Here is a 25795-nt window from a genome sequence, read left to right as displayed (position 1 = left end):
ACCATTACTAATTGCATTCAAAGATACAACTTTTTTGCGTTATGACAAAAGAAAAGTCAATACTTTTTGGAAAAAAATGAGTTTTATATGTTATAAAACATATTTTTAGCCCTTTTTAGGAACGTATTTAATTTTTTTTGTGTAATTTTGCACCCGGAAATCCAAAATTGAACAAGTAAACATACCAGGATAATGGCCAAAAAGAAAGAAAGCAACAAGGAAAAAGCGGCTAAAGCAATAGCCAAACTATGGGGCGGTATCGAGGACGAACAGTTCGACTTACTGCTTGAGCATATTGAACTCAAAAAGTTCAAGAAGGGGGAACTCATCTATCAAAACGAGCAGCAGCCCACAGAAGCCATGTGCCTGCTCACGGGAAAGGTGAAGATCTTCAAGGATGGCATATCTGGCAAAAACCAGATTATTCGTGTCATCAAACCACTCGAGTTTTTCGGATTCAGAGCTTACTTCGCTGACGAAATCTACAAGACCGCAGCTATGTCATTAGACAATTGCGTGGTAGCTTCCTTCCCAATCGCAGTATTGATGAAGTTGTTGCAGAAAAGCTTCAACATTGGTCATTACTTCATCAAATACCTGAGCATAGAAATAGGAAAGTCGGATGATCGCACAGTGAACCTCACCCAAAAGCACATCCGTGCCCGCCTTGCCGAAGCCCTCCTGTTTCTACTCGACTCCTACGGGTTGGCAAAAGACGACAGCACCCTGGATTGCAGCCTGAGCCGAGAAGACCTGGCAAACATTGCAAACATGACAACGAGCAACTGCATCCGAACCCTTTCGGCATTCGTCAGCGAGGGCCTCATAGAGACGAACGTCAGAAAAATCAAGATTCTCAATGAAGAAGAGCTGAAGAAGATTGCAGATATGGGATAAAGAGATAAGAGATTAGAGATTAGAGATAAATACAAAACGGCAATGTGCCATAAGTCATTATTAGCATGACTTATGGCACATTATCATATTATACCCTTAATCTTATACCGGTATCAGGAAGTTAATGACTTCCTGGATAGCAGTCACCTTATAAGGCCCCACTGGCGTATTCATCAATCTTCCATCAATGCCTATCAAGGCATGCGGATCAGCCTGCACCTCCACTTCGCGGGTACGATAAGGATGCACACTCTTATGATTGAGGAACTTTCCCTTCACAAAGAGATAGATGCCTTCAAAAAGCTGCGTCATCTGCGGATGATAAACCACAGATACATCGAGCAATCCATTATACGGCACGGCATTTGGCGTCTGTCCATAGCCCGAAGCATTACCGATACACATGGTCATCACCCTGCGCTTAATCACATCCGCATTGATATGGATATTCATCTTGTAATCCAGACGCTGGAAAATCATCAGGATGAACGAGAGGACGAACGACAAGGTTCTGGAGCCGAAGGCATGATGAGTCTTGCGTCGCAAGTTCATGATATTGGCTATGAAGCCCACATTGATACAGTTCAGGAAATAGCGGATACACTTATCCCCCTTCTTGTTGGTATATCGGATGCACCCCAAGTCTATCTTTCTGATGCGGCGCTTCATGAGCCAACTCACAGTCTGCTCGATATTACTGTCGTCGAATCCCCAGAAATGAGCAAAGTCGTTCATCAAGCCGTTAGGTATCACTCCCAAAGCCACCTGATTACGCTCTTCCTCGTTTATCTGCATCAGGCAATTCACGGCATCATTGAGCGCAGAATCTCCGCCAACAATCACTATCGTCTTATAGCCATTGTTGACAAACATCTTCACCAGCCGCTCTACGCTTTTCTGGTTCTCGCTCTGCACAAAGTCGTAATCCACGCCTTGCTGCCTGAGCACCTTTTCTATCTTTTCCCAGCGCTTGTTGCTGCGCCAACCGCCTCGGGGACAGTAAAGAAGTCCCCACTTATTCTCATTAGCTGCCATGCTTTTTACTTTGAATTTTTAACTAATTCCATCACCTGCTCCACTTTCTGTTCCATCGGCTGCAAGGCATCTATCCAATGAATGGTGAAACCTCTCCGTTCCATACCCCTGAACCAAGTCATCTGACGCTTGGCAAACTGATGGATGGCTATCTCAAGACTCCGGAACATCTCTTCGTAAGAAGTCTTACCTATTACATATTCCGTAACAAACTTATATTCCAGCCCATAATAGAGAAGATTCTCGGAAGGAACACCTTTATCTAATAACGTAACGATTTCATCCACCATACCCTCTTTGAGGCGCTGCTTCAACCTGCGAGTAATCTTCTCTCGGCGCGCATCACGGTCAATACTTACACCAATGATGAGCGAATCCACTGCAGGAAGTTCACGTTCAGGCATCGGATGCTCCAAGTTAAAGGTTTCAATTTCGATAGCACGGATAGCTCGCTGCACCGTATCCACATCTGTGCGATTGTGCATATTCGAACCCGTCTTAGCCTTCAACTCCTTCAGCATCACGGTGAGTTCCCCCAGACTTTTATCTGCCAATCTATCTCTAAGTTCCTGGTTCTGAGGAACAGGAGACAAATGATATCCTTTGAGCACCGACTCAATATAAAGTCCTGTACCACCACAAAGTATCGGGAGTACTCCTCTTTTCTGAATATCAAGGTAGGCATTATAGAAGTCTTGCTGATATTCAAAGAGATTGTATTTCGTACCCGGCTCACAGATATCTATCAGATGATAAGGAATCTGTTTGCCATCAATGGTATAATCTTCCAGGTCTTTTCCTGTACCAATGTCCATGCCACGATACACCTGGCGACTATCAGCACTGATAATCTCCGCACCCTGCGTATCGCCTCCCCATGATGCAGCATCCAAGCTGTCGATCTTGGCGGCAAGGGCAGCGGCAAGACTCGTCTTTCCGCTCGCAGTAGGCCCCAATATGGTTATCATAGAATGTTTCATGCCGCAAAGATAAGGGAAATTATTGAGAAAACAAAATAAAACGAAAGGAATTTCTCACTTTATAACGTTATAAGCAGTTATTTGAGCCTTTTAGCACACAAGTTAAACCAGCGTAGGCATAAATACAAAAAGCCGCCCAGCATCAAAAATGCTAGGCGGCAATATCTTCTTAATCGTTAAGAGGCAACGAATTAACCGTTGTGCTTCTTCATGATCTTGATCAACTCAACAACCTTGTGTGAGTAACCAATCTCGTTGTCATACCAAGAAACAACCTTAACGAAGTTGTCTGTCAAGTAAACACCTGCGTTAGCGTCGAAGATAGATGTCAAAGCGCAACCCAAGAAGTCAGAAGAAACAACAGCATCCTCTGTGTAACCGAGTACACCCTTCAACTCACCCTCAGAAGCAGCCTTCATAGCAGCGCAGATAGCCTCCTTAGAAGCAGCCTTCTTCAAGTTAACAGTCAAGTCAACAACAGATACGTCCAAAGTAGGAACACGCATAGAGATACCTGTCAACTTACCGTTCAACTCAGGGATAACCTTACCTACAGCCTTAGCAGCACCTGTAGAAGAAGGGATGATGTTGCCAGCAGCAGCACGGCCACCACGCCAGTCCTTCATAGATGGACCGTCAACTGTCTTCTGTGTAGCAGTTGTAGAGTGAACAGTTGTCATCAAACCTGTCTCGATACCGAAGTTATCGTTCAATACCTTAGCGATAGGAGCCAAGCAGTTAGTTGTACAAGAAGCGTTAGAAACGATCTTCTGACCGTTGTACTTGTCAGTGTTTACACCGCAAACGAACATGTCAGCCTGGTTACCGTTAGCGTCAGCCTTAGAAGGAGCAGAAAGTACTACGTACTTAGCACCAGCCTTCAAGTGCTTCTCAGCCTTGTCGTAAGCGAGGAAGAGACCTGTAGACTCAACTACGTACTCAGCACCAACCTCATCCCACTTCAAGTTCTCAGGATCACGCTCAGCAGTAACACGGATGTGGTTACCGTTTACGATCAACTCGTTCTTCTCAACGTCAGCCTCGATAGTACCGTCGAACTGACCGTGCATTGTATCATACTTCAACATGTAAGCCATGTAATCAACTGGGCACAAGTCATTGATAGCTACTACCTGTACTTCCTTTGCGTTCTCAGCCTCAACTGTAGAACGGAATACGAAACGACCGATACGGCCAAATCCGTTAATACCAATCTTAATCATTGTTCTTAATATTTAAATTAATGGTTTAAAAATATTACTTTTTGTTTCAAAGAACGCCATCAAGCGAATCCGAAGGAGCTGATAACACCTTTTTTCTTCCCTATCAAGCTTTTTTCTTCTTTTCGAGCGCAAAGTTACAAAATTTTTTCTAACTTTGCAACTGGAACGAGTATTAAATAAGTTAAAAAAGAATGGTAATACTATAATATCACCTCATTTTTTACACTTATTATGACATAGTGCTAACTCCATATTGCAAAAAAGAAGTATTAATAAAAAAAACGATTGAGATTATGGGCAAATTTTTAAATGATTTCAAGCAGTTCGCCATGCGAGGAAACGTGCTCGACATGGCTGTCGGTGTCATCATTGGTGGCGCATTCGGCAAAATTGTAAGTTCCGTAGTAGATGACATCATCATGCCGCCTATCGGTTGGCTCATCGGTGGCGTGAACTTCTCTGATTTGAAATTCACACTTCCAACGGTAGAAGTAATAGGTGGAGAGAAGCTAGAGGCTGCTACCATTAATTATGGTAACTTCATCCAGACCACCCTCGACTTCCTCATCGTGGCATTCTGCGTGTTCATGCTGATTAAAGTGGTGAACAAACTTACTGCAAAGAAGAAGGAAGAGGAGAACAAGCCTGCCGAGACACCTAAGGCTCCGGAACCTAGCAATGAGGAGAAACTCCTGATGGAGATCCGCGACTTGCTGAAAGACAAGAAGGCATAAGAAAACGAGGAAACATAAGAAGATATAAGAAGACAAGCAGATATAAGAAGATGAAACAAGTCGCCCTGAAAAGGCTAAAGCTTCAAATTAACATAAGATGCTTTTGTCTTTTCAGGGCGACTTACTATATTTTGCATTTTATCCACGGCGTTCATACCTTATCTGCCCTGCCGTCCTCCGTTTCCATCTTTTTTCTGATGCCATCGCTTGGCAAAATGCTGCATATCCTGGCGTTCCAGGTCGTATACCCGCTGAATCTGCTTTGGCGTGAGGAACTTCGAATAAGCATAATAATACTTCTCGCGGATATCGAGCATCTTTCTGCCGTGCTTGAAATCTGCCTTGATAGCCTTATCCACTTCCGCATCGGTCATCTCTGATCTTTTTTTATGCGGATGACCTTTCATCGTTGCCGCCATCTCCTTGCGGCAATTGTAGAATGTCTGGATAAACCTCTTACTCTTCTCACCATCCAGGTTCAACGATTGGGCAATGCGGGTAGCCTGCGACTTCACGAATTGTTCCATGTTAGGGCGTGATCGCTTTCCGTCTCTAGGCTGTTCGCCATCGGCGGGGTTCTGCTGCACCAGCGCCATACAGGCAGTAGCCACCATGAGGAAGCATGCTACCATCATATACTTCAATTTCTGTACCATAACCTTTTATTTATTCATTCTTTTTTATACAAGCCTTCCAACATGCCACTACTCCATGCCGAGGAGCACATCGTTGGCATAGGTGGCATACACTTCCTGCTGTTCTTCCGCACTCAACTGGTCGTACGCCTTATCCACAGGAGCCATACTTGCCACTGGCTTCACCTCCTGAGAAGAATCATTGTCCCCAACAGCATTACCTATTAAGAGTAGCAAGGAAACGGAAGCCGCAACACTTGCCGCAGCCAGCCAGATTCGTCTCATCATCGCCTTGCGAGGATGCTTCTTCTTTTTCTGCTCCTCCAACGCCACTTGGGCTAGCACATTCGCCTGCACCTTGTCGAAGAAATCTTCCGGCATGGTAAAAGGCATCTTCTTGCCTACTCTATCCAAGTTGTATTCTCTATCCATATCTATCTTCTTTTAAAATTTTCTTTTAAATGTTCTAATTGTATTTCCACAGAATGAGAATTCTTTCATATTCCGCCTCTTATTCTATTGCGTTACGAATCGCTTCATCTGCTCTATTATCTTGGCTTTGGCAAAATGATAGTTAGCCTTGGCAGAACTTTCTGTCGTTTCATTGGCATCTGCTATTTCCCTGAAGCTCATCTCGTCGTAATAACGCATATTGAAAACCGCCTGCTGCTTGGGTGGCAGAGAATGGATGGCTTTCTGCAAAGCCACGGTCTCCTCATCACCAAACTCGAAATAGCGGTCAGACTCCACACCTCGAACTCCATCCAAAGGACAAGATTCCAGCTTCTGTACCCGAAGACTACTCAGCGTAACATTGGTTGCCACCCGATAGAGCCAGGAGAACAACGAGCTGTTGCCTTTGAAACTTGAGAACGAGCGATACACTTTCAGAAACGTTTCCTGCAGCAAATCCTGTGCGTCATCATGCGACACCACCAGACGCCGGATATGCCAGTAAAGCCTTTCCTGATATGTATCCATCAGCAATTTCATCCCCACGCCGGGATTCGATTGCATCTTCTCTATGATTTCCTGATCAGTACTATTCATTGTTCTCATTTTATAAGTTAGACTACCTAAATGTCAAAAGGTTAAATGGACAGGAATATTTTATCTACCCTTTTATATAATAAGGTGTAAATGTTTATACTTTTATGGTTCAACGAAATTGTTTTTAAGACTAGAAGAAAGTTCCGTTCAACGTCGCTGAACCTACATTCAACGTCGTTGAACGGACATTCAACGTCGCTGAACGGACATTCAACGTCGCTGAACGAAACTTTCAGCTAACTCTAGAAACATTTTCCTAAAAGTAAAATATAAAAGGAAAGGGGATTTGTTGACAACCAAGCTGTTACGTCAACGAATCCCCTAACTTATTGAGTTTAAATTAATTCATCTTTATTTGAGTGACTGCTTATCGTAAGCCATCGGTATTCCGACTATTCCCACTCAATTGTCGAAGGTGGCTTTGAAGAGATGTCATAGCAAACGCGGTTGACACCCTTCACCTTATTAATAATCTCGTTGCTTACCTTAGCCATGAAGTCGTATGGGAGATGTGCCCAGTCGGCTGTCATCGCATCAGTACTTGTTACGGCACGCAATGCAACAGGATGCTCGTATGTACGCTCATCACCCATCACACCTACTGAACGGACAGTAGAAAGCAATACGGTACCAGCCTGCCAGATCTGATCGTAGAGAGAAACCTCAATCTCACCATTCTGCATGTCAGCAGGAACACCGGCAGCCAAGACGCGGCGAGCTTCCTCACCACTCAGCTTCACCTTGTACTCACGCAAGCCACGGATATAGATATCATCAGCATCCTGAAGGATACGTACCTTCTCTGGAGTAATATCACCCAAGATACGAACTGCCAAACCAGGACCAGGGAATGGATGACGGGTAATCAGGTGCTCAGGCATACCCATAGAGCGACCTACTCGACGAACCTCGTCCTTGAATAACCACTTCAATGGCTCACACAACTGAAGGTTCATCTCCTTTGGAAGACCACCTACGTTATGATGGCTCTTGATTACCTTACCGGTGATATTCAAGCTCTCGATACGGTCTGGATAGATAGTACCCTGAGCCAACCACTTGGCACCTGTCTGCTTCTTAGCCTCAGCATTGAACACCTCAACGAAGTCGCGGCCGATAATTTTACGCTTCTCTTCTGGATCTGTAACACCAGCCAAGTCTGCAAAGAATTTCTCTGAAGCATCAACACCGATAACATTCAGACCCAAACACTTGTAATCCTCCATTACATCACGGAACTCATTCTTTCTGAGCATACCGTGATCCACGAAGATACAGGTAAGGTTCTTGCCGATAGCCTTGTTCAGGAGAACGGCAGCTACGCTGGAATCAACACCACCAGAAAGACCGAGGATGACCTTGTCATCACCCAACTGTTCCTTCAACTCTGCTACTGTAGTCTCAACGAAAGAGTCAGCACTCCAATCCTGCTTGCTACCGCAGATATCTACTACGAAGTTCTTCAGCAACTGTGTACCCTGCAAAGAGTGGAACACCTCTGGGTGGAACTGAACTGCCCATACAGGCTGCTTGGTAGAAGCATAAGCAGCATACTTCACATTGGCAGTAGAAGCGATGCACTTATAGTCCTCTGGAATCGCAGTGATGGTATCACCATGACTCATCCAAACCTGAGAGTTCTCGATGAATCCCTTGAACAAAGGATTCTCCTTGTCGAACTGCTCTAAGTTGGCACGACCATACTCACGGCTGTCAGCAGCCTCCACCTTACCGCCCTGAGCATAAGAGAGGAACTGAGCACCATAGCAGATGCCGAGCACAGGGATGCGACCGATAAACTGGCTCAGATCTACCTTGAAAGCTTCCGGATCATGAACGGAATAAGGGCTACCGCTCAAAATGACACCAATCACAGATGGGTCATCCTTTGGAAACTTGTTGTAAGGCATAATCTCGCAGAAGGTATCAAGCTCACGAACACGACGGCCAATCAGCTGTGTGGTCTGTGAACCGAAATCCAAAATAATAATCTTCTGTTGCATAATATCTAATTTTAATTTATAGTTTACAATTTATAGTTTATAGTTTATAGCAATCTTGCTATACGGCATAGCCGCTATTAACTATAAACTATCAACTAACGATTTTAGGAATGCTTCCGCCTCTTTCAGCGTCTCCTGCTTTCCCACATCCATCAGCTTGAGGTCGTTCTTTACATATCCCTCTATGCGCACCTTGTCGCAATGCTTCAGATAGAAGTCCATGATAGGGAACTTATCTGGCTCCTCCTCCATCAGCGGGAAGAGCGATGGGGCTACCATGTGAATGCCCGAGAAAGCATACATCTTATAATCTTTGGGATTGAGGTTCGGATAAGGACTCTTCACCTCGCCCGTCTCAATATTCGTCCATCCCACCAGTCGCATGCTGTCATCGAAGAGGAGATAACGTTTGGTCTTGCGCTCACTCACCATCAGTCGGGCAGCTATCATATCCTGGCTCTCCATCTGGTAGAACTTCTTCAGGTCCACGTTACTTAATATATCAACATTGTGGATGAGGATAGGCTCCGAAGATTCAAAGAGCGGCCATGCCTTCCTGATTCCTCCACCCGTTTCGAGAAGCTTGTCGCTTTCGTCGCTGATGCGGATGTCCATGCCGAAGTTATCGTTCTCTCGAAGATAATCGATGATTTGCTGGGAGAAATGATGCACGTTCACTACAATGCGAGTGAAACCTGCATCCTTCAACTGAAAGATGACACGTTTGAGCAAAGGTTCTCCTCCGACACTTACCAAAGCCTTCGGAATGCGATCGGTAAGTGGCTTAAGGCGAGTGCCCAAACCTGCTGCGAATATCATTGCTTGCATCATTGCTAAATAGCTATTTTAAAATGTGCGTGCAAATTTACTAACTTTTTGCGAGATAGCCAAATTTGCACGCTAAATATTATTGTTTTGCAGGCAAAACCTGCTCAATCTCTTGCTCACGGTGGCAAATTCGCACCTCCACGCCAAACTTTTCGTGAATGTGCTCTGCCAGATGCTGGGCTGAATAGACACTGCGATGCTGACCGCCGGTGCAACCGAAACAGAACATCAGCGAGGTGAATCCGCGCTGGATATATCGGTTTACATGATGATCAGCCAACGCATAGACATGTTCCAGGAACTGCAGTATCTCGCCATCATCCTCCAGGAATCGGATGACAGGCTCATCCAAACCGGTCAACTTCTTATAAGGCTCATACCTTCCAGGATTGTGGGTGCTTCTGCAATCAAACACATAACCACCTCCATTTCCTGATGGATCCTCCGGAATTCCCTTCTTGAAGGAGAAACTGAACACTCGCACCACCAGAGGACCCTTGCCGTCATACTTGGAATAAGTGGCAGGACCATCCTGCGGATGTGCCCGATAAATATTGTTATCCGTAATCCTAAAACCATCAGCACGGGTAACAGCCACGCTCTCAATACGCTTGAACTGCGGCAACTCGGTGAGTCGGCGCAGCATATCCATCATATAAGGATACGGGAACACCTTCTCGCCCATCTTCAGCAAATCGCGCAGGTTCTGAATGGCAGCCGGAATACTTTCCAGGAAATGCTTCTTGCGCTCAAAATAGCCACGGAATCCGTAGGCACCCAACACTTGCAGGGTACGGAAGAGCACAAACAGACTCAACCGATTCACGAAATGGCGGATAGATGGCACTTCTGTATAGTTTTTCAACGACTGATAGTACTCCCAAACCAGTTCACGGCGCAACTTGAACGGATACTTTGCCGAAGCCTGCCAGAGGAAAGAAGCCAGGTCGTAGTAGAACGGTCCCTTTCTGCCTCCCTGGAAATCGATGAAGAACGGATTGCCATCAGCATCGAGCATCACATTGCGTGCCTGGAAGTCGCGATAGAGGAAGCAGTCCATCTTTTCGGATGTCAGGTCCTTCGCAAACAGACGGAAGTTTGCCTCCAGTTTCAGCTCGTGGAAATCCAGATCGGTAGGCTTCAAAAAACAATACTTGAAGTAGTTGAGATCGAAGAGTACACTATCCACATCGAACTCCGGCTGCGGATAACAGTTTTCCCACTCCAGGCCACGAGCGCCACGCAATTGGATGTCAGGCAACTCACGAATGGTTTTCTTCAGGAGTTCCTTCTCCTTCTGGTTATATCTGCCACCAGCTTCCCGTCCACCTTTGATGGCATCAAAGAGGGATGTACCGCCCAGATCGGTCTGGATATAGCAGAGCTGATCCTCACTCACCGCCAAAACCTTAGGCACCGGCAACTGACGAAGATTGAAATGATTAGCCAGATAAATGAACGCATGATCCTCATCACGGCTCGTTCCGATGACACCTATCACGGTATCACCATCCTGCTTGATGATGCGGAAATACTGGCGGTTGCTTCCCTGCCCAGCCAATCTGATGACTTCGACAGGTTCCTCACCAGCCCATTGCTTATAAAGATTAATCAGCTTTTCCATCCTTATTCAATTTACGACGTTTTCTGTCATCATCTATTTTCTGTGCAAAGTTGTCACCGATAAATAGAATCAACAGCACACCTAGCGTAGTTAAGAATGAGTTTGTATTAGTCATTCCCAACTCAGCCTTTGTTATATAAATCAGTCCTCCTATAACTATCAGAAAGACCAAAGCTTTTTTCCAATCAATATTATTCATGCTATAAAAATGCTATTGTGGTGCAAAGATACAATAAAATTCTGATTTAGTGGAAAGAAAGAGAATTTATTTTAGCAGGAAAACGATGTATCCGCAAATCCTTAACTCCCTTTAACGCAGGACGCCTATAAACACAAAAAAATCGGATGTCTCACGACAACCGATTTTCAAAAACAAACTACTTAAAAACTAATCTACTAAAACAAATCAAAAAAAATATCTTTATCGACCTCTCGGTCGCTTTTATCAGCACTATTACTATTTCGATTGCAAAGTTACAAAAAAAGTCCAATACCACCAAACTATTTTGCTTTTTTTTGCAGCTTATAAACAAATTAAACACAAAAATAGGGATAATTCATTGAGAATCACCCCTATTTGTTATTTTCACTTTGCAAACCAGCACCTTTAGAGTATGCTTTGTTTGCACGAATCTGTAGAATTACCTACTATATTCTGCTAGATTACATCATGCCGCCCATGCCTGGAGCAGCAGCTGGCGCTGCAGGAGCTGGCTCTGGTTTATCAACCAATACGCACTCTGTAGTCAGGAACAAGCCTGCGATAGAAGCAGCGTTCTCCAAAGCTACACGCTCTACCTTGGCAGGGTCTACGATACCAGCCTGGCGCATATCCTCGTAAACATCCTTGCGGGCATTGTAACCGAAGTCACCCTCGCCCTCGCGTACCTTATTAACAACTACAGATCCCTCGCCACCAGCATTGGCAACAATCTGGCGTAAAGGCTCCTCGATGGCACGCTCTACAATGCGGATACCTGTTGTCTCATCAGCATTGTCACCCTTCATATCCTTCAATGCCTCAAGAGCACGGATATAAGTGGTACCACCACCAGCTACGATACCTTCCTCGATAGCTGCACGGGTAGCGCAGAGTGCATCGTCAACACGATCCTTCTTCTCCTTCATCTCAACCTCAGAGTTGGCACCTACATAGAGGACAGCTACACCACCGGCAAGCTTAGCCAAACGCTCCTGAAGTTTCTCCTTGTCGTATGAAGACTTGGTATTCTCAATCTCGTTCTTGATCTGAGCAACGCGATCCTGGATATTAGCCTTCTCTCCATGACCATTAACGATAGTTGTATTGTCCTTGTTAACAGTTACCTTGTCTGCAGAACCCAGCATATCCAAAGTAGCCTGCTCCAACTTCAAGCCCTTCTCCTCAGAAATAACAACACCGCCAGTCAACACTGCGATATCCTCCAACATAGCCTTGCGACGGTCGCCGAAGCCTGGAGCCTTTACAGCACAGATCTTCAAACCGCCACGCAAACGGTTAACTACCAATGTAGTCAAAGCCTCAGAATCTACGTCCTCAGCGATAACCAACAATGGACGACCGCTCTCTGCAGCAGGCTGCAGGATTGGCAAGAACTCCTTCAAGTTAGAAATCTTCTTATCGTAAAGAAGGATGTATGGATTATCCATTACACACTCCATCTTGTCTGCGTCTGTCATGAAGTAACCGCTCAGGTAACCACGGTCAAACTGCATACCCTCAACAACACCGATGTTGGTATCACGGCTCTTACTCTCCTCGATAGTGATGACACCATCCTTAGAAACCTTGCGCATAGCGTCAGCCAAGAGCTTACCAATCTCTGCATCGTTGTTGGCAGAAACAGTAGCCACCTGCTCAATCTTATCATAGTTGTCGTCTACCTGCTCAGCATGATCCTTGATGAAGGCAACGACAGCAGCTACAGCCTTGTCGATACCACGCTTCAAGTCCATTGGGTTAGCACCTGCAGTAACGTTCTTCAAGCCCTCTGTTACGATAGCCTGAGTCAGGATAGTAGCAGTTGTAGTACCATCACCGGCATCATCACCAGTCTTGCTGGCAACGCTCTTTACGAGCTGAGCACCAGTGTTCTCAAACTTATTCTCCAACTCTACTTCCTTAGCCACGGTAACACCATCTTTAGTAATCTGAGGAGCACCAAACTTCTTTTCGATTACCACGTTACGGCCCTTAGGACCGAGAGTTACCTTTACTGCATTTGCCAACTGATCAACACCCTTCTTCAAGAGGTCGCGGGCATCCATATTATATTTAATATCCTTAGCCATTTTCTTATCTATTAACTATTAACTGTTAACTATTAATTATCAATTACTCCTCCACTACAGCGAGTACGTCGCTCTGACGCATCATCATATACTTAGTACCATCAAACTCAAGTTCAGTACCAGCATACTTACCGTAGAGAACAGTATCACCTTCCTTGAGAATCATCTCCTCATCCTTGGTACCCTTGCCGGTAGCAACTACCTTACCGCGCTGTGGCTTCTCCTTGGCTGTATCAGGGATAATGATTCCACCTACTTTTTCTTCAGCTGGTGCAGGAAGTACCAGCACTCTGTCTGCTAATGGTTTAATATTCATGATTCTATATTTTTAAATTGTTATTATTCTTATCTTTTGTCTCTAGCGTAGCCAATGGTGGCATGCGTTCTCAACACCCACGCCCTATACGAAAAACGTGCCAAAGCATCAAGACTGACACTTTGGCACGTGTTTATACTGACAACCTTGTCAAGATTACTTTTTTTTAGCACCTTTTTTCTTGGCAGACTTCTTGGCTGCTGCCTTCAACTCCTTCTCTGGAGTAGTCAATGCCGTGTAGATAATATCTGCAATCTTACCGGCACCCTTGGCTGTAGGATGAATGCCATCACGCTGCATCATGTCTGCAAAAGTGAAAGCGGTATGCAAATCCACGAAACTGCACTTATTCTTCTTGGCAAGCTTCTGGATGACAGGCATTTCTCCATTTACGATGACACTGTCATTGATGGTCCAGGAATCCTTCAAGGCAGGAATCGGAGAACAGAGATAAATCTTCGGCTTGCTTGGCAACGCCTTCAAGGTATCAATCATCGCCTGCATGCTCTGCTTATATTCCTCTGCCCCCTTCGTCCAGTTATGGGTCTTGGTATCGTTGGTTCCCAACTTGATGATAACCACGCTAGGATTGAAAGCCTTGGCATCTCTCCAAGCCAACTCGTTCATATAAGGCAGATCGCCCTTGTTCATCATTGTACGGGCAGAGACACCAAAGTTCTTCACTTCATAGCCATCACCCAACTTTTTCTGCAACTGAGCAGGATATCCTTTAACCGGAGCCATTCCTATGCCAAAGCCATCAGTGATGGAATTACCAATGCAAGCCACACGGATGGCATCCTCCTTTGGAGCCTTGAAACCGTTGAGCCAACAGGTAAGGTCATTCAGCATCTGCTCATGATAAGGAAATCCATGGGCAGCATCACGGAAGCCCCAGCCATGACCGCAGGTTGGATAAACATGCATGGTGCACTCGTTGCCCTCGTTTCTCATCGCAGAATAATAAGCCACACCATTGGTTACCGGTGGAACCACCTCATCATCACTCGACATCAGGATGATGGCACGAGGAGTAAGATGGCGACGGACAGCCTTGTCGTTAGACCATTCCTTCACCAGCTGAGGATTGGTCTTGCGTTCCTCACCCAGGAAGTTGACGCAGGAGCCCTTATGGGTAATGCGCTCATCCATCGAAATCACAGGATAGAAGAGGATGGAGAAGTTAGGACGAACATCATATTCTGCATGGGTACTCACCGAAGAAGCCAGATGGCCGCCAGCCGAGAAGCCCATAATACCCACATCCTCCTTATTAATATGCCATACAGCAGCACTGTCTCTCACGGTACGCATCGCCTGATAGGCATCACCGAGCGGAATATTGCGGTCGCCATTCGGCATGCGATACTTCAGAACGAAGTAGGCAATGCCCTGCTTGTTGAAATATTCAGCCCACTGATGTCCCTCATGTTCCATGGCGAGATGAGAATATCCGCCTCCAGGACAGTCTACCACAGCACGACCGCTAGGATTCTGTGGCAGATAGCAGGTGAGTTCACTCTTACCATCCGCACTATTCTTAAGTACGAATTTGCGCGCTGTTGATTGCGCAAACATCGTCAAGGAGGCACAAGCCACCAATGACAAAGCTAAAAATCTTTTCATTACGTATTTAATTTTTAAGTTACGAGTGCAAAGTTACGCATTTTTTCGTTAATACAATGTTATATTTTCGCCAATTTTCGGTTATTTTGTTCAAAACCCTTTGCAGTTTGCTTCTTTTTTACTAAATTTGCAGAAAAATACAAAACTATTAGAATTATGAAGCAGTTTTTCAAAAATGTAGCAGCTACCATCATTGGTATTTTCGCCTCAGGAATCATCATGATGATCCTAGGATTCATCTGTCTGATGGGCATGGTGCTCAATGGCAGCAGCAAGCCTTCATTGGCTGACAACTCTGTGATGGTACTGAAACTGCAAGGTCAAATCGACGATAGAGCAGAAGACAACTGGTTGGGACAACTTACCGGCGACGACAAGTTCAACAACCTGGGTATGAACAATATTCTCTCAGCCATCAAAAAGGCTAAGACCGAAGATAAGATAAAGGGCATCTACCTGGAAACAGGTGATCTTGCCACTGATTACGCCACTCTACAGGAGATACGTGAAGCATTGGACGACTTCAAGAAGAGCGGCAAGTGGATCATCGCCTATGGAGACAGCTACTCACAGGGCGCCTACTACCTCGCTTCCATCGCCAACAAGGTGTATGTAAACCCAGAGGGACATATCGACTGGCATGGCATCGCTTCACAGTCACAATATATAAAAGATGTGGCAGCCAAGTTTGGCGTTCACTTCACCGTGGTAAAGGTGGGCAAATACAAGAGTTTCACCGAAACATATACCGAGGATAAGATGAGCGACGCCAACCGTGAGCAGGTAACCCGATACATCGGTGGACTCTGGAAGAAAGTACTCGCCGATGTAAGCCAGAGCCGTGGCATCGACAAGGATTCCCTGAATCACTATGCCGACGGACTGATGGTGTTTGACGATACCAGACAGCTGAAATCACGCAAGATGGTGGATGGATTCTGCTATTATGACGAGATTAAAAATGTGGTGAAGAAACAGCTCGGACTGAAAGAAGACGAGAAGATTCGCCAGGCATCTATGAATGATGTGAACGCAACTATCGACGATAGTAGTCTGATGGGCGAACAGATTGCCGTTTATTACTGCCAGGGAAGCATCGTAAGCACGGCTATTCCTAGCATCTACGGCAACGAACAGCAGATTGTGAGCACCGATGTCATCAAAGACCTGGAGGATTTGGGTAATGACGAGAGCGTGAAGGCAGTGGTTCTCCGCATCAATTCGGGTGGTGGAGATGCTTATGCTTCCGAACAGATTTGGCGTGCCGTAAGTCAGCTCAACAAGAAAAAGCCAGTTGTTGTTTCCATGGGAGGCATGGCTGCATCAGGCGCTTACTATATGAGCATGGGAGCCAGCTACATCATGGCACAGCCTACCACCCTGACGGGAAGCATCGGTATCTTTGGTGCCCTGCCAGACTTCAGCGAACTGATGACCAAGAAGTTGGGCTTCAAGTATGATGAAGTAAAGACCAACCGCAACAGCGGCTATACAGGAGCCGGATATTCCCGTCCTTGGAGTGCCGACGAACTTGCCAACCTGCAAGCCTACGTAAACCGTGGTTATGCCCTCTTCCGCCAACGTGTTGCTGATGGCAGAAAGATGAAGGTGGACGAAGTGGAGAAGATTGCGCAGGGACGCGTCTGGCTGGGAACAGATGCCAAGAACATCAAGCTGATTGATGGCTTCGGCAGTTTGAACGACGCAGTAGCCAAGGCAGCCCAACTAGCTAAGGTATCAGACTATGGCATGGTGGAATATCCTTTACCGGAAGATTGGACCACCCTGTTGCTGAAAGAAGTTTCAGACAATAGCGGCAACTATCTCGACGAGCAGTTGCGCCTTACATTGGGCGACCTCTACAAACCATTCATGCTGATTCGCAACATGAAGGAAAAGGAACCAGTACAGGCAGCCATGCCATTCGTACTGAACATCCAATAAGTGTGTGTGTATATATATAATAAGGTATAAGAAATAAAGGAGAGAGTGAAATGAGAACAGAAGGCGATCTTATCAAGATCAACGATTGGCTGCTACCACTCAGTTGGATATATGGTGGCATCGTGAGATTCCGCAACTGGCTCTTCGATATCGGATTGAAGAAAAGCCGGGCTTTCTCTATCCCCGTCATCTCGGTGGGCAATATCACCGTGGGCGGATCAGGAAAGACTCCGCATGTGGAGTATCTCATCAGATTATTACACGACAAGGGAAAAATTGCCGTGCTTTCTCGTGGCTACAAACGCAAGAGCCACGGCTATGTACTTGCCGACGAAAATACGGAAATGCCGGAGATTGGCGACGAGCCATTCCAGATGCACAAGAAATTCCCCGACATCTATGTGGCAGTAGATGCAAAAAGAGTAAGAGGTATCAACAACCTGCAGTGTGATGAAGCTACCAAAGACGTGGATGTGGTATTGCTCGATGACGCTTTCCAGCATCGCTACGTAAAACCGGGCATCAACATCCTGCTGGTAGATTACCACCGACTCATCATCTACGACAAGATGCTTCCGGCAGGAAGACTGCGCGAGCCTCTGAGCGGAAAGAACCGAGCCGACATCGTCATCATCACGAAATGTCCAAAGGATCTGAAGCCGATGGAATTCCGTGTGCTCACCAAGGCGATGAATCTCTACCCTTTCCAGAAACTCTACTTCACGTGCATTGACTACGATACACCTAAGGGAGTTTTTACGGAAGAACTGCTGCCTACCCAGAAAATCGAGACTACGGAAGAGGAAGAAATCATCGACCCGAATCTGGCAGGATTGAAAGATTATCACGTACTTCTCCTGACGGGCATTGCATCGCCTAAGCAGATGGAGCACGATCTCAAGCCGATGGTCAAGGATATGCAGTCACTCTCCTTCGGCGATCACCATCACTTCAAGAGCAAGGACATCGATCGCATCAACGAAACCTTCGAGGCAATGCCTCAACCTCGCATCATCATCACTACAGAAAAGGATGCCGTGAGACTGAGAGACTCTGAAGGACTCTACGAGAGTGTGAAAAAGAGCATGTACGAACTGCCTATCAAGGTAAGCTTCATGCTTGATCAACAAAATAACTTTAACGAAAAAATTATTAGCTATGTACGAAAAAATTCAAGAAACAGCATCCTGGCTAAAAGAAAGGATGACCACAAGTCCGAAGACTGCCATCATTCTGGGAACAGGCCTAGGACAATTAGCTTCAGAAATAACTGATAGTTACGAGTTTCCATACAGTGAGATACCAAACTTCCCTGTTTCCACAGTAGAAGGTCATGCCGGCAAGCTGATTTTCGGTAAGTTGGGTGGCAAGGATATCATGGCCATGGAAGGCCGCTTCCATTTCTACGAGGGATACAGCATGAAAGAGGTTACCTTCCCAGAACGTGTAATGTACGAGCTGGGCATCGAGACCCTCTTCGTAAGCAATGCTTCAGGCGGTATGAATCCGGATTTCGAGATTGGCGACCTGATGGTCATCGACGACCACATTAATTTCTTCCCAGAGCATCCACTGCATGGCAAGAACTTCCCTACCGGTCCTCGCTTCCCTGATATGCACGAGGCATACGACAAGCAGCTCCGCGACCTTGCCGACGAGATTGCCAAGGAGAAGGGTATCAATGCCAAGCATGGTGTATATGTGGGAGTACAGGGGCCAACCTTCGAGACTCCTGCCGAGTATCGCATGTATCGCATCCTTGGTGGCGACGCCGTAGGTATGAGCACTGTGCCAGAGGTTATCGTGGCTCGCCATTGCGGCATCAAGGTATTCGGTATCAGCATCATCACCGACCTCGGCGGCTTCGACGTACCTGTTGAGGTAAGCCATGAGGAAGTGCAGATTGCAGCCAATGCTGCCCAGCCAAAGATGACGGAGATTATGCGAGAGATGATTCGCAGAAGCTAATGGTCAAATATAAACTATAAACTATAAATTATAAATTATCTTGGATATAGCTAAGTTAGGTGAATTCGGTCTCATCGACCATCTCACCAAGGGATATGAAAACAAAAATGCCTCTACCGTCTATGGTGTGGGCGACGACTGTGCGGTGATGCACTATCCAGACAAGGAAGTGCTCATGACCACCGACATGCTCATGGAAGGTGTACACTTCGACCTTACCTATATCGACATGCAGCACTTGGGTTACAAGAGTGCCATGGTCAACATCAGCGACATCTTCGCCATGAACGGAACACCACGCCAGATGGTGGTAAGCATTGCCCTGAGCAAGCGCTTCAAGGTGGAAGACCTCGACGATTTCTACAAGGGTTTGCGAATGGCATGCGATAAATGGGGAGTTGACATCGTAGGTGGCGACACCACTTCTTCGCTCACCGGTCTTGCCATCAGCATCACCTGCATCGGTGAGGCTGCCAAGGAAGATATCGTGTATCGAAGCGGAGCCAAGGAAACCGACCTCATCTGCGTATCGGGCGATCTGGGCGGAGCCTACATGGGTCTGCAGCTCCTGGAGCGCGAAAAGGCTGTGTATTACGGACAGGTGGAAGACATCCGCAAGAAGATGGCAGAGGCTAAGGCAAACAACGATAGCCAGAAGCTTGCCGCTCTCAACAAGGACTTGCAGGAGATGCGCAATTTCCAGCCCGACTTTGCCGGAAAGGAATATCTGTTGCAGCGCCAGCTCCAGCCAGAAGCACGTGGCGACATCATGGCTCAGTTGAGAGAAGCCGGTATCCGCCCAACAGCCATGATGGATATCAGCGACGGTCTCAGCAGCGAACTGATGCACATCTGCGAGCAGAGCCATTGCGGTTGCCGTGTATATGAGAAGAACATTCCTATCGACTACCAGACAGCCGTACAGGCAGAGGAATTCAACATGAACCTCACCACCTGTGCGATGAATGGCGGCGAAGATTACGAACTTCTCTTCACGGTTCCTATCGGCGACCACGAGAAAATCGAGGCGATGGAAGGAGTGAAGCAGATTGGTTACATCACCAAGGAAAGCCTTGGCAAGTTCCTCATCACCCGCGATGGCCAGGAATTCGAGCTCAAGGCACAGGGATGGAATCCTTTAAAAGATTAGCTTAGCGCAACAGAAGCCCTTCAAGGAATCCTTCGAAAGATTGATTCACCCCATTTCGGGGGCGTTTTTAGTTAAAATACATTAAGCAAGAGAAAATATTTCGTTTTCTCTTGCTCAATTTAAAAATTTATTGTACCTTTGCAACCGCAAAAGAAAATGGTGCCATAGCTCAGTTGGTAGAGCAAAGGACTGAAAATCCTTGTGTCCCCGGTTCGATTCCTGGTGGTACCACTCCTCCTTTCATTTAGGCGGTTTCTAACTTCGGTTAGAGCCGCCTTTTTGGTATTTATATACCAAGGTAATAGGTGTTACAATCTCTAAATAGTATTATAACAAACAAACTAAACTTAAAAAGCTTATGAAGAAAATTTTAGTTTCTCTATTGGCATTCTTCGCCGTGACTACGGCTTTTGCCAACGATTACAGCAAGTATTATCAGAATTTGCCTGTGGCTATGCCGCAGCCTACTCTGCCAACCATCCCGAACAACCAGGTCAGCATTCTCGACTTTGGCGGCAATGGCGACGGACAGACTCTGAACACCCAGGCTTTCAACAAGGCTATCAGCAAACTCAGCAAGATGGGCGGTGGCCACCTCAATGTTCCTGCCGGCATCTATCTCACCGGTCTGATTTCCCTGAAAGATAACATCGATCTTCATCTGGAGAAGAATGCCATCATCGTATTCTCTGAAGATAAGAACGACCTTATCAAGATAGACGAGAAAACCGGCAAGAAGGAAGACCGCGCTACCGCTGCCATCAATGCCAGCAAGCGAAAGAACATCTCTATCACTGGCGAAGGTACCATCGACGGCAATGGCGAATGGTGGCGCCCTGTGAAGCGCAGCAAGGTGAGCGACGTGGAATGGAACCGCTTCAAGCAGATGGGTGGAACCCTGAACGAAAAGGGTGACATCTGGTATCCGCTCAACCTGAAGCATACACCTAATGTAGTAGACAATATCGATGCACAGGAGAAGGTACGCAACCACATGATTCGTTTCACCGATTGCGAGAACGTACTCGTCCAGGGTGTTACCCTGCTTAACAGTCCCCGTTTCCACCTCATCCCTACCAGATGCAAGAACGTGGTCATTGATGGTATCACCGTAAAATGCCCATGGAATGCACAGAATGGCGACGCTATCGACATCTCCAGCTGCAAGGACGTGCTTATCGTCAACAACATCGTTGATGCCGGTGATGACGGTATCTGCATGAAGGGTGGCGCAGGAGCAGCAGGAGTCAAGGCTGGCCCTTGCGAAAACATCAACATCCAGGACAACACCGTTTACCACGCTCATGGCGGTTTTGTTATCGGCAGCGAATTCAGCGGCGGCATGAAGAATATCCTGGTTCGCAACAACACCTTCCAGGGCACAGATGCCGGTCTGCGTTTCAAGAGTGCCGTAAAGCGAGGCGGAACATCAGAGAATATCTATATCGACCATATCTACATGACCGATATCACAGGTGATGCCATCACCTTCGAAACTACCTATTGGGACAACCACGTGGGAGCCAAGCAGCAGACACAGCCAGTAAAGCAGGAATACCTGCCAAATTTCCAGGACATCCACATCAGCGACGTCTATGTTCGTGGCTGCAAGAATGGCATCGTAGCCCACGGCGCAGAAGGTATGATTCACGATATAACCATCAAGAATACATACATCTTCTACGACAAGCAGGCACAGGACATCGACGCGACTTGCAAAATCAAGCTCGACAATGTTCACTTCGCCACTTTCAACAAGTAAGCCAGCGAAGACTATTATAGTAATCACTTCACCACAGTAAGCGTATGATCGCTCACAGAAAAGTGAATATCCATACCCTCATAAGGCATTCCATATACCTTATGAGGGTCTTTTTGATAACGAGGGCGAGGATCCTGAGCCAGCACCTCCTTCAATATCTCAATCTTACCATCCGTCAATCCTTGTTCTTTCAGATATTCATTCATCTCTTCCGATATCTCCACATCCAGTTTTGCCCATTTTCTATCATCCACGAATCCACTGCGGGCATCAGGATGACAATCGGCATAAACCACATAAGGCTTGATATCATAGATAGGTGTGCCATCCATCAGATCGGCTCCCTTCACATGAACCACAGGTCCCTTGCTGGTCTCCCACTCTATCCGGGAGATTCTCACGGAAGACAAGCCGATGTTGTTCGGACGAAACGGACTGCGGGTAGCGAATACACCCACCTTTTCATTGCCGCCCAAAACAGGAGGTCGAACCACCGGACTATTCGCCTTGTGCCTGTTTGCCGAAAATTCCCATATCAGCCACAAGAAGTCGAATCCCTCCATTCCCCTCAGGAAATCAGGATTTCGATATTCCGGTTCAAAAACTATCTGTCCTTCCAACTCAGCCACCAGTCCAGCCTGCTTGGGAATACCAAACTTGCTGCTGAATGGCGATCGAAATCTTGCTATCGGTTTTATTTCCATTCTATATACCTTATTTATATATTAACTTATTATAAGTACGCAAAAACTAGTTAATTATTTTGCCGTCTGCATAAAATAATGTACCTTTGCAGCCAAATTAGCAAAACAATACAATGAAAATAGAAAGACCAGAATATGAGATATGGCTCCAGAATCCTGGAGAACTCGGTGTCTATCAGCAGATAGAACGTGCCGGAAGAGTATGCTACAAGAGCGAGAATAACACCACAGAAGACTCTGCCAAACCTTTTGTGGAGCGCATGATTCAGAGCGAGCACTTCGCTATGCTGGAGCATGGCACCATCTATCTCGTCTGCAACCATGACGAACTCCCTCTCTACACCCACAACAAGTTCTCCCGCTGCAACACCATCGACGGCAAGGATTACATCACCACCAATCTCCGCGTATTGGCAGAGAACAAGGCGATGGACGACCTGAAGTATCTCAGCGATTACGAAGAGGGAAAGCACGAGCTCCGTATCACTGTGCACTTCACCACCCAGATTGCCATCACCCGAGAGTACAACCGCCATCGCGCCAATTCGATGGCAGAGCAGAGCACCCGCTACTGCAACTACTCAAAGAACAAGTTCGACAACGAGATTACCATCAACCTCCCTACCTGGGCAGAGGAAGCAGGGTTCGACGGTTCTCAGGATCCAGGCGATTACCGCCTGGAAGACATGTGTGCCGATATAGCAGAAGGCAGAGCGCAGGAGTGGAGCAAGCTCGACACCTGGATCTTTGCCAATCAGGCAGCGGAGTATGCCTACATGAAACTGATTGAAGCAGGCTGCAAGCCACAGGAAGCACGTGCCATCCTGCCATTGGATTGCAACACCGAGCTGGTACATACTGCCTTTATCAGCGACTGGAAGCATTTCTTCGATCTGCGTGCCTTAGGCACCACTGGTGCTCCTCATCCCGATGCCAAGGTTCTCGCCTTGCCATTGATGGAGGAATTCAAGAAGAAAGGTTATCTGAAATCAGAAGGATAACATTTAAAAAAAGTAAAAAATCGCAGTAGAAATGCAGATTTTCTGTTTTTTATACAAGACGAATGGATATATTTTGTATTTTTGCACTGTGTTTTTCATAGTATTAGATTTAAGGTTATCAAGGTTGGGGCTACGGCGGTAGCCCTTTTTTTATGCCTTTATCCGAGGATTTATAGCTATTTTCAAACATTCTACTGAGTTTACGCCATGAAAATCATCAAAAATCGACCATTTTCAAAAAAAACTTCCTTAAAAATTTGGTGGAATCAAAAAATAGTTGTACCTTTGCACCCGCTTAAGAAAACCAAGCTATAGTCATCCGACCGAATTTGGAGAGATGGTAGAGTGGTCGATTACAACGGTCTTGAAAACCGTCGTACCGAGAGGTACCGGGGGTTCGAATCCCTCTCTCTCCGCAAGAGCCTTCTGAAAGAAATTTCAGAAGGCTCTTTCTTTTATCCCCCTTCGTGATTATTTATCATAAAAAAGCAAAAACTAAAATTTTCCGAAAAAAAATCCCTAAAAATTTGGTGGAATCAAAAAATAGTCGTACCTTTGCACCCGCTTAAGAAAACCAAGCTATAGTCATCCGACCGAATTTGGAGAGATGGTAGAGTGGTCGATTACAACGGTCTTGAAAACCGTCGTACCGAGAGGTACCGGGGGTTCGAATCCCTCTCTCTCCGCAAGAGCCTTCTGAAAGAAATTTCAGAAGGCTTTTTCATTTATACAGCCGCCATTAGTATCAATCCATTCTTCTTTATTTATCCATCCTTCTTTATTTATCCATCCTTCTTTATTTATCCATCCTTCTTTATTTATCCATCCTTCTTTATTTATCCATCCTTCTTTATTTATCCATCCTTCCTTATTAACTGTTTATCCATTCTTGTTTTTCTCTCCTTCTTACAACTTTTAATCATTTCATTTGGTCAATTCGAATAAAAATTGTAACTTTGCAGCTATAAAAGCCGAATTATCGGCAAATTATACATTAATCATTTATAAAACATAATGAAAAAACTAATGACCATTATTGCCGCCATCTTCTGCATGGCGCAATTGTATGCAGCAAACCCTGTTAAGCAATGGGGACACCTGCAAGTAAAAGGTGCACAATTGTGCGACCAAAGTGGAAATCCTGTAGTATTGAGAGGCGTAAGCCTGGGATGGCACAACATCTGGCCACGATTCTACAACAAGCAAGCCGTGAAGTGGCTCGCTAACGATTGGCATGCCAACATTATTCGTGCAGCCATGGGCATTCAAATAGAAGACAACTATCTGGAGAATCCCGATTTTGCCATGAAATGCATCACCCAGGTAGTTGATGCAGCCATCAAGAACGACACTTACGTTATCATCGACTGGCATGCCCACAAGATGCACACCGAGGAAGCCAAGGCTTTCTTCGGAAAGATGGCACAGAAATACGGCAAGTATCCCAACGTTCTCTACGAACTCTACAACGAACCTATCGAGGACAAATGGGAAGATCTCAAAGTCTATGCCAAGACCATTATCTCAGAAATCAGAAAGTATGATCCCGACAACATCATCCTGATGGGCTGTCCTCATTGGGATCAGGACATCGACCTCGTGGCGCAGAGTCCTATAGAGGGAGTAAGCAATGTAATGTACACTCTTCATTTCTATGCTGCCACCCACAAGGATTATTTGCGCGACAAGTTGGAAGCTGCCGTCAAGAGCGGTCTTCCCGTATTTGTATCGGAGTGTGCTGGCATGGAGGCATCTGGCAATGGGCCTCTGGCACCCGAAGAATATCAGAAATGGCTTGATGTGATGGAGAAGTATAAGGTGAGCTGGGTAAACTGGTCGGTAAGCGATAAAGACGAAACCTGCTCCATGCTCCTTCCTCGTGCCAAAGCCACCGGCAACTGGACTCCAGACCTTATCAAGCCATGGGGCAAAATGGTGAAGGAAGCGCTGACAAGATACAATCAATAGAAATTATCACGCAGCATGAATGTTTAAACATCACGCACGACCAAAGCCTGAGCAC

23 protein-coding genes and 3 tRNA genes are annotated in these 25795 nt (G+C 46.1%); 12 read left to right on the top strand and 14 right to left on the bottom strand.

Annotated elements, in window-relative coordinates; translation table 11 throughout:
- The first annotated feature begins 192 nt into the window (after positions 1 to 192).
- A complete protein-coding gene (locus tag KUA49_RS00880) occupies positions 193 to 897 on the top strand; it encodes a Crp/Fnr family transcriptional regulator (protein ID WP_203040859.1) in 705 nt (234 codons plus the stop codon).
- 102 nt (positions 898 to 999) lie between these two features.
- Here KUA49_RS00880 and KUA49_RS00875 read toward each other — a convergent pair whose 3' ends face one another.
- From KUA49_RS00875 to gap, 3 genes are all read right to left on the bottom strand, one after another.
- Complete coding sequence (locus tag KUA49_RS00875) at positions 1000 to 1932, bottom strand: diacylglycerol/lipid kinase family protein (protein WP_218412088.1); 933 nt, start codon at positions 1930 to 1932, stop codon at positions 1000 to 1002.
- A gap of 5 nt (positions 1933 to 1937) precedes the next feature.
- Positions 1938 to 2912, bottom strand: a complete 975-nt coding sequence (gene miaA / locus KUA49_RS00870) for a tRNA (adenosine(37)-N6)-dimethylallyltransferase MiaA (RefSeq protein ID WP_218412087.1) — start codon at positions 2910 to 2912, stop codon at positions 1938 to 1940.
- Between the two features lie 191 nt (positions 2913 to 3103).
- Entirely contained in the window at positions 3104 to 4135 is a 1032-nt protein-coding gene (gap, locus tag KUA49_RS00865; protein WP_117662844.1) for a type I glyceraldehyde-3-phosphate dehydrogenase, read from the bottom strand.
- 293 nt (positions 4136 to 4428) lie between these two features.
- On the opposite strand from gap, the gene mscL reads away from it, so the two are divergent.
- On the top strand, positions 4429 to 4869 hold the full coding sequence (gene mscL, locus KUA49_RS00860) for a large-conductance mechanosensitive channel protein MscL (RefSeq protein ID WP_218412086.1): 441 nt from the start codon (positions 4429 to 4431) through the stop codon (positions 4867 to 4869).
- A 158-nt stretch (positions 4870 to 5027) separates the two neighbouring features.
- Here mscL and KUA49_RS00855 read toward each other — a convergent pair whose 3' ends face one another.
- The 10 genes from KUA49_RS00855 to axeA1 form a co-directional block, all read right to left on the bottom strand.
- Positions 5028 to 5525, bottom strand: a complete 498-nt coding sequence (locus KUA49_RS00855) for a hypothetical protein (protein ID WP_218412085.1) — start codon at positions 5523 to 5525, stop codon at positions 5028 to 5030.
- Positions 5526 to 5573: 48 nt separating this feature from the next.
- Entirely contained in the window at positions 5574 to 5936 is a 363-nt protein-coding gene (locus KUA49_RS00850; RefSeq protein ID WP_218412084.1) for a hypothetical protein, read from the bottom strand.
- Between the two features lie 84 nt (positions 5937 to 6020).
- Positions 6021 to 6554 carry an RNA polymerase sigma factor gene (locus KUA49_RS00845; RefSeq protein ID WP_217764025.1) on the bottom strand — a complete coding sequence of 178 codons (534 nt, stop codon included), beginning with the start codon at positions 6552 to 6554 and terminating at the stop codon, positions 6021 to 6023.
- A gap of 392 nt (positions 6555 to 6946) precedes the next feature.
- Positions 6947 to 8557, bottom strand: coding sequence for a glutamine-hydrolyzing GMP synthase (guaA, locus tag KUA49_RS00840; RefSeq protein WP_118310983.1), 1611 nt, complete (start codon positions 8555 to 8557; stop codon positions 6947 to 6949).
- Positions 8558 to 8638: 81 nt separating this feature from the next.
- Positions 8639 to 9388, bottom strand: coding sequence for a nucleotidyltransferase family protein (locus tag KUA49_RS00835; protein ID WP_218412083.1), 750 nt, complete (start codon positions 9386 to 9388; stop codon positions 8639 to 8641).
- Between the two features lie 76 nt (positions 9389 to 9464).
- Positions 9465 to 11009 (bottom strand): phosphotransferase, encoded by a 1545-nt coding sequence (locus tag KUA49_RS00830; protein ID WP_218412082.1) that lies wholly within the window; start codon positions 11007 to 11009, stop codon positions 9465 to 9467.
- Entirely contained in the window at positions 10993 to 11208 is a 216-nt protein-coding gene (locus KUA49_RS00825) for a transporter (protein ID WP_203040524.1), read from the bottom strand. The genes KUA49_RS00830 and KUA49_RS00825 overlap by 17 nt, the downstream gene beginning before the upstream one ends.
- 464 nt (positions 11209 to 11672) lie before the next feature.
- Positions 11673 to 13301 (bottom strand): chaperonin GroEL, encoded by a 1629-nt coding sequence (gene groL, locus KUA49_RS00820; RefSeq protein WP_218412081.1) that lies wholly within the window; start codon positions 13299 to 13301, stop codon positions 11673 to 11675.
- A 43-nt stretch (positions 13302 to 13344) separates the two neighbouring features.
- Positions 13345 to 13617, bottom strand: coding sequence for a co-chaperone GroES (gene groES / locus KUA49_RS00815; protein WP_117662833.1), 273 nt, complete (start codon positions 13615 to 13617; stop codon positions 13345 to 13347).
- 156 nt (positions 13618 to 13773) lie between these two features.
- Positions 13774 to 15243 carry an acetylxylan esterase AxeA1 gene (gene axeA1 / locus KUA49_RS00810; protein ID WP_218412080.1) on the bottom strand — a complete coding sequence of 490 codons (1470 nt, stop codon included), beginning with the start codon at positions 15241 to 15243 and terminating at the stop codon, positions 13774 to 13776.
- Between the two features lie 156 nt (positions 15244 to 15399).
- On the opposite strand from axeA1, the gene sppA reads away from it, so the two are divergent.
- From sppA to KUA49_RS00780, 6 genes are all read left to right on the top strand, one after another.
- Positions 15400 to 17187, top strand: coding sequence for a signal peptide peptidase SppA (gene sppA, locus KUA49_RS00805; protein ID WP_218412079.1), 1788 nt, complete (start codon positions 15400 to 15402; stop codon positions 17185 to 17187).
- A gap of 50 nt (positions 17188 to 17237) precedes the next feature.
- Positions 17238 to 18461 (top strand): tetraacyldisaccharide 4'-kinase, encoded by a 1224-nt coding sequence (gene lpxK / locus KUA49_RS00800; RefSeq protein WP_218412078.1) that lies wholly within the window; start codon positions 17238 to 17240, stop codon positions 18459 to 18461.
- Entirely contained in the window at positions 18346 to 19155 is an 810-nt protein-coding gene (locus tag KUA49_RS00795) for a purine-nucleoside phosphorylase (protein WP_218412077.1), read from the top strand. Before lpxK ends, KUA49_RS00795 begins: the two co-directional genes overlap by 116 nt.
- Before the next feature lie 37 nt (positions 19156 to 19192).
- The gene (gene thiL / locus KUA49_RS00790; protein ID WP_203051436.1) at positions 19193 to 20305 is read left to right on the top strand and encodes a thiamine-phosphate kinase; all 1113 of its coding nucleotides are present in this window, start codon (positions 19193 to 19195) and stop codon (positions 20303 to 20305) included.
- Between the two features lie 158 nt (positions 20306 to 20463).
- Positions 20464 to 20536, top strand: a tRNA-Phe gene (locus KUA49_RS00785).
- A 127-nt stretch (positions 20537 to 20663) separates the two neighbouring features.
- Positions 20664 to 22067 carry a glycoside hydrolase family 28 protein gene (locus tag KUA49_RS00780; protein ID WP_218412076.1) on the top strand — a complete coding sequence of 468 codons (1404 nt, stop codon included), beginning with the start codon at positions 20664 to 20666 and terminating at the stop codon, positions 22065 to 22067.
- Positions 22068 to 22090: 23 nt separating this feature from the next.
- On the opposite strand, the gene tsaA is transcribed toward KUA49_RS00780, so the two are convergent.
- Positions 22091 to 22771, bottom strand: a complete 681-nt coding sequence (tsaA, locus tag KUA49_RS00775) for a tRNA (N6-threonylcarbamoyladenosine(37)-N6)-methyltransferase TrmO (protein WP_218412075.1) — start codon at positions 22769 to 22771, stop codon at positions 22091 to 22093.
- Between the two features lie 113 nt (positions 22772 to 22884).
- Between tsaA and KUA49_RS00770 the strand changes: the two genes are divergently transcribed.
- The 4 genes from KUA49_RS00770 (at position 22885) to KUA49_RS00755 (ending at position 25740) form a co-directional block, all read left to right on the top strand.
- Positions 22885 to 23772, top strand: coding sequence for an FAD-dependent thymidylate synthase (locus KUA49_RS00770; protein WP_218412074.1), 888 nt, complete (start codon positions 22885 to 22887; stop codon positions 23770 to 23772).
- A 331-nt stretch (positions 23773 to 24103) separates the two neighbouring features.
- Positions 24104 to 24188 (top strand) — tRNA-Ser (locus tag KUA49_RS00765).
- A gap of 185 nt (positions 24189 to 24373) precedes the next feature.
- Positions 24374 to 24458 (top strand) — tRNA-Ser (locus tag KUA49_RS00760).
- A 328-nt stretch (positions 24459 to 24786) separates the two neighbouring features.
- Positions 24787 to 25740: a glycoside hydrolase family 5 protein gene (locus KUA49_RS00755; protein WP_218412442.1), complete on the top strand. Its 954-nt coding sequence runs from the start codon at positions 24787 to 24789 to the stop codon at positions 25738 to 25740.
- The last annotated feature ends 55 nt before the right edge of the window (positions 25741 to 25795 follow it).

The sequence above is a fragment of the Segatella copri genome (assembly GCF_019249655.2).
Classification (GTDB): domain Bacteria; phylum Bacteroidota; class Bacteroidia; order Bacteroidales; family Bacteroidaceae; genus Prevotella.
Note: the sequence above shows the minus strand (reverse complement) of the source record. Positions and strands in the feature narration are given on the sequence as shown.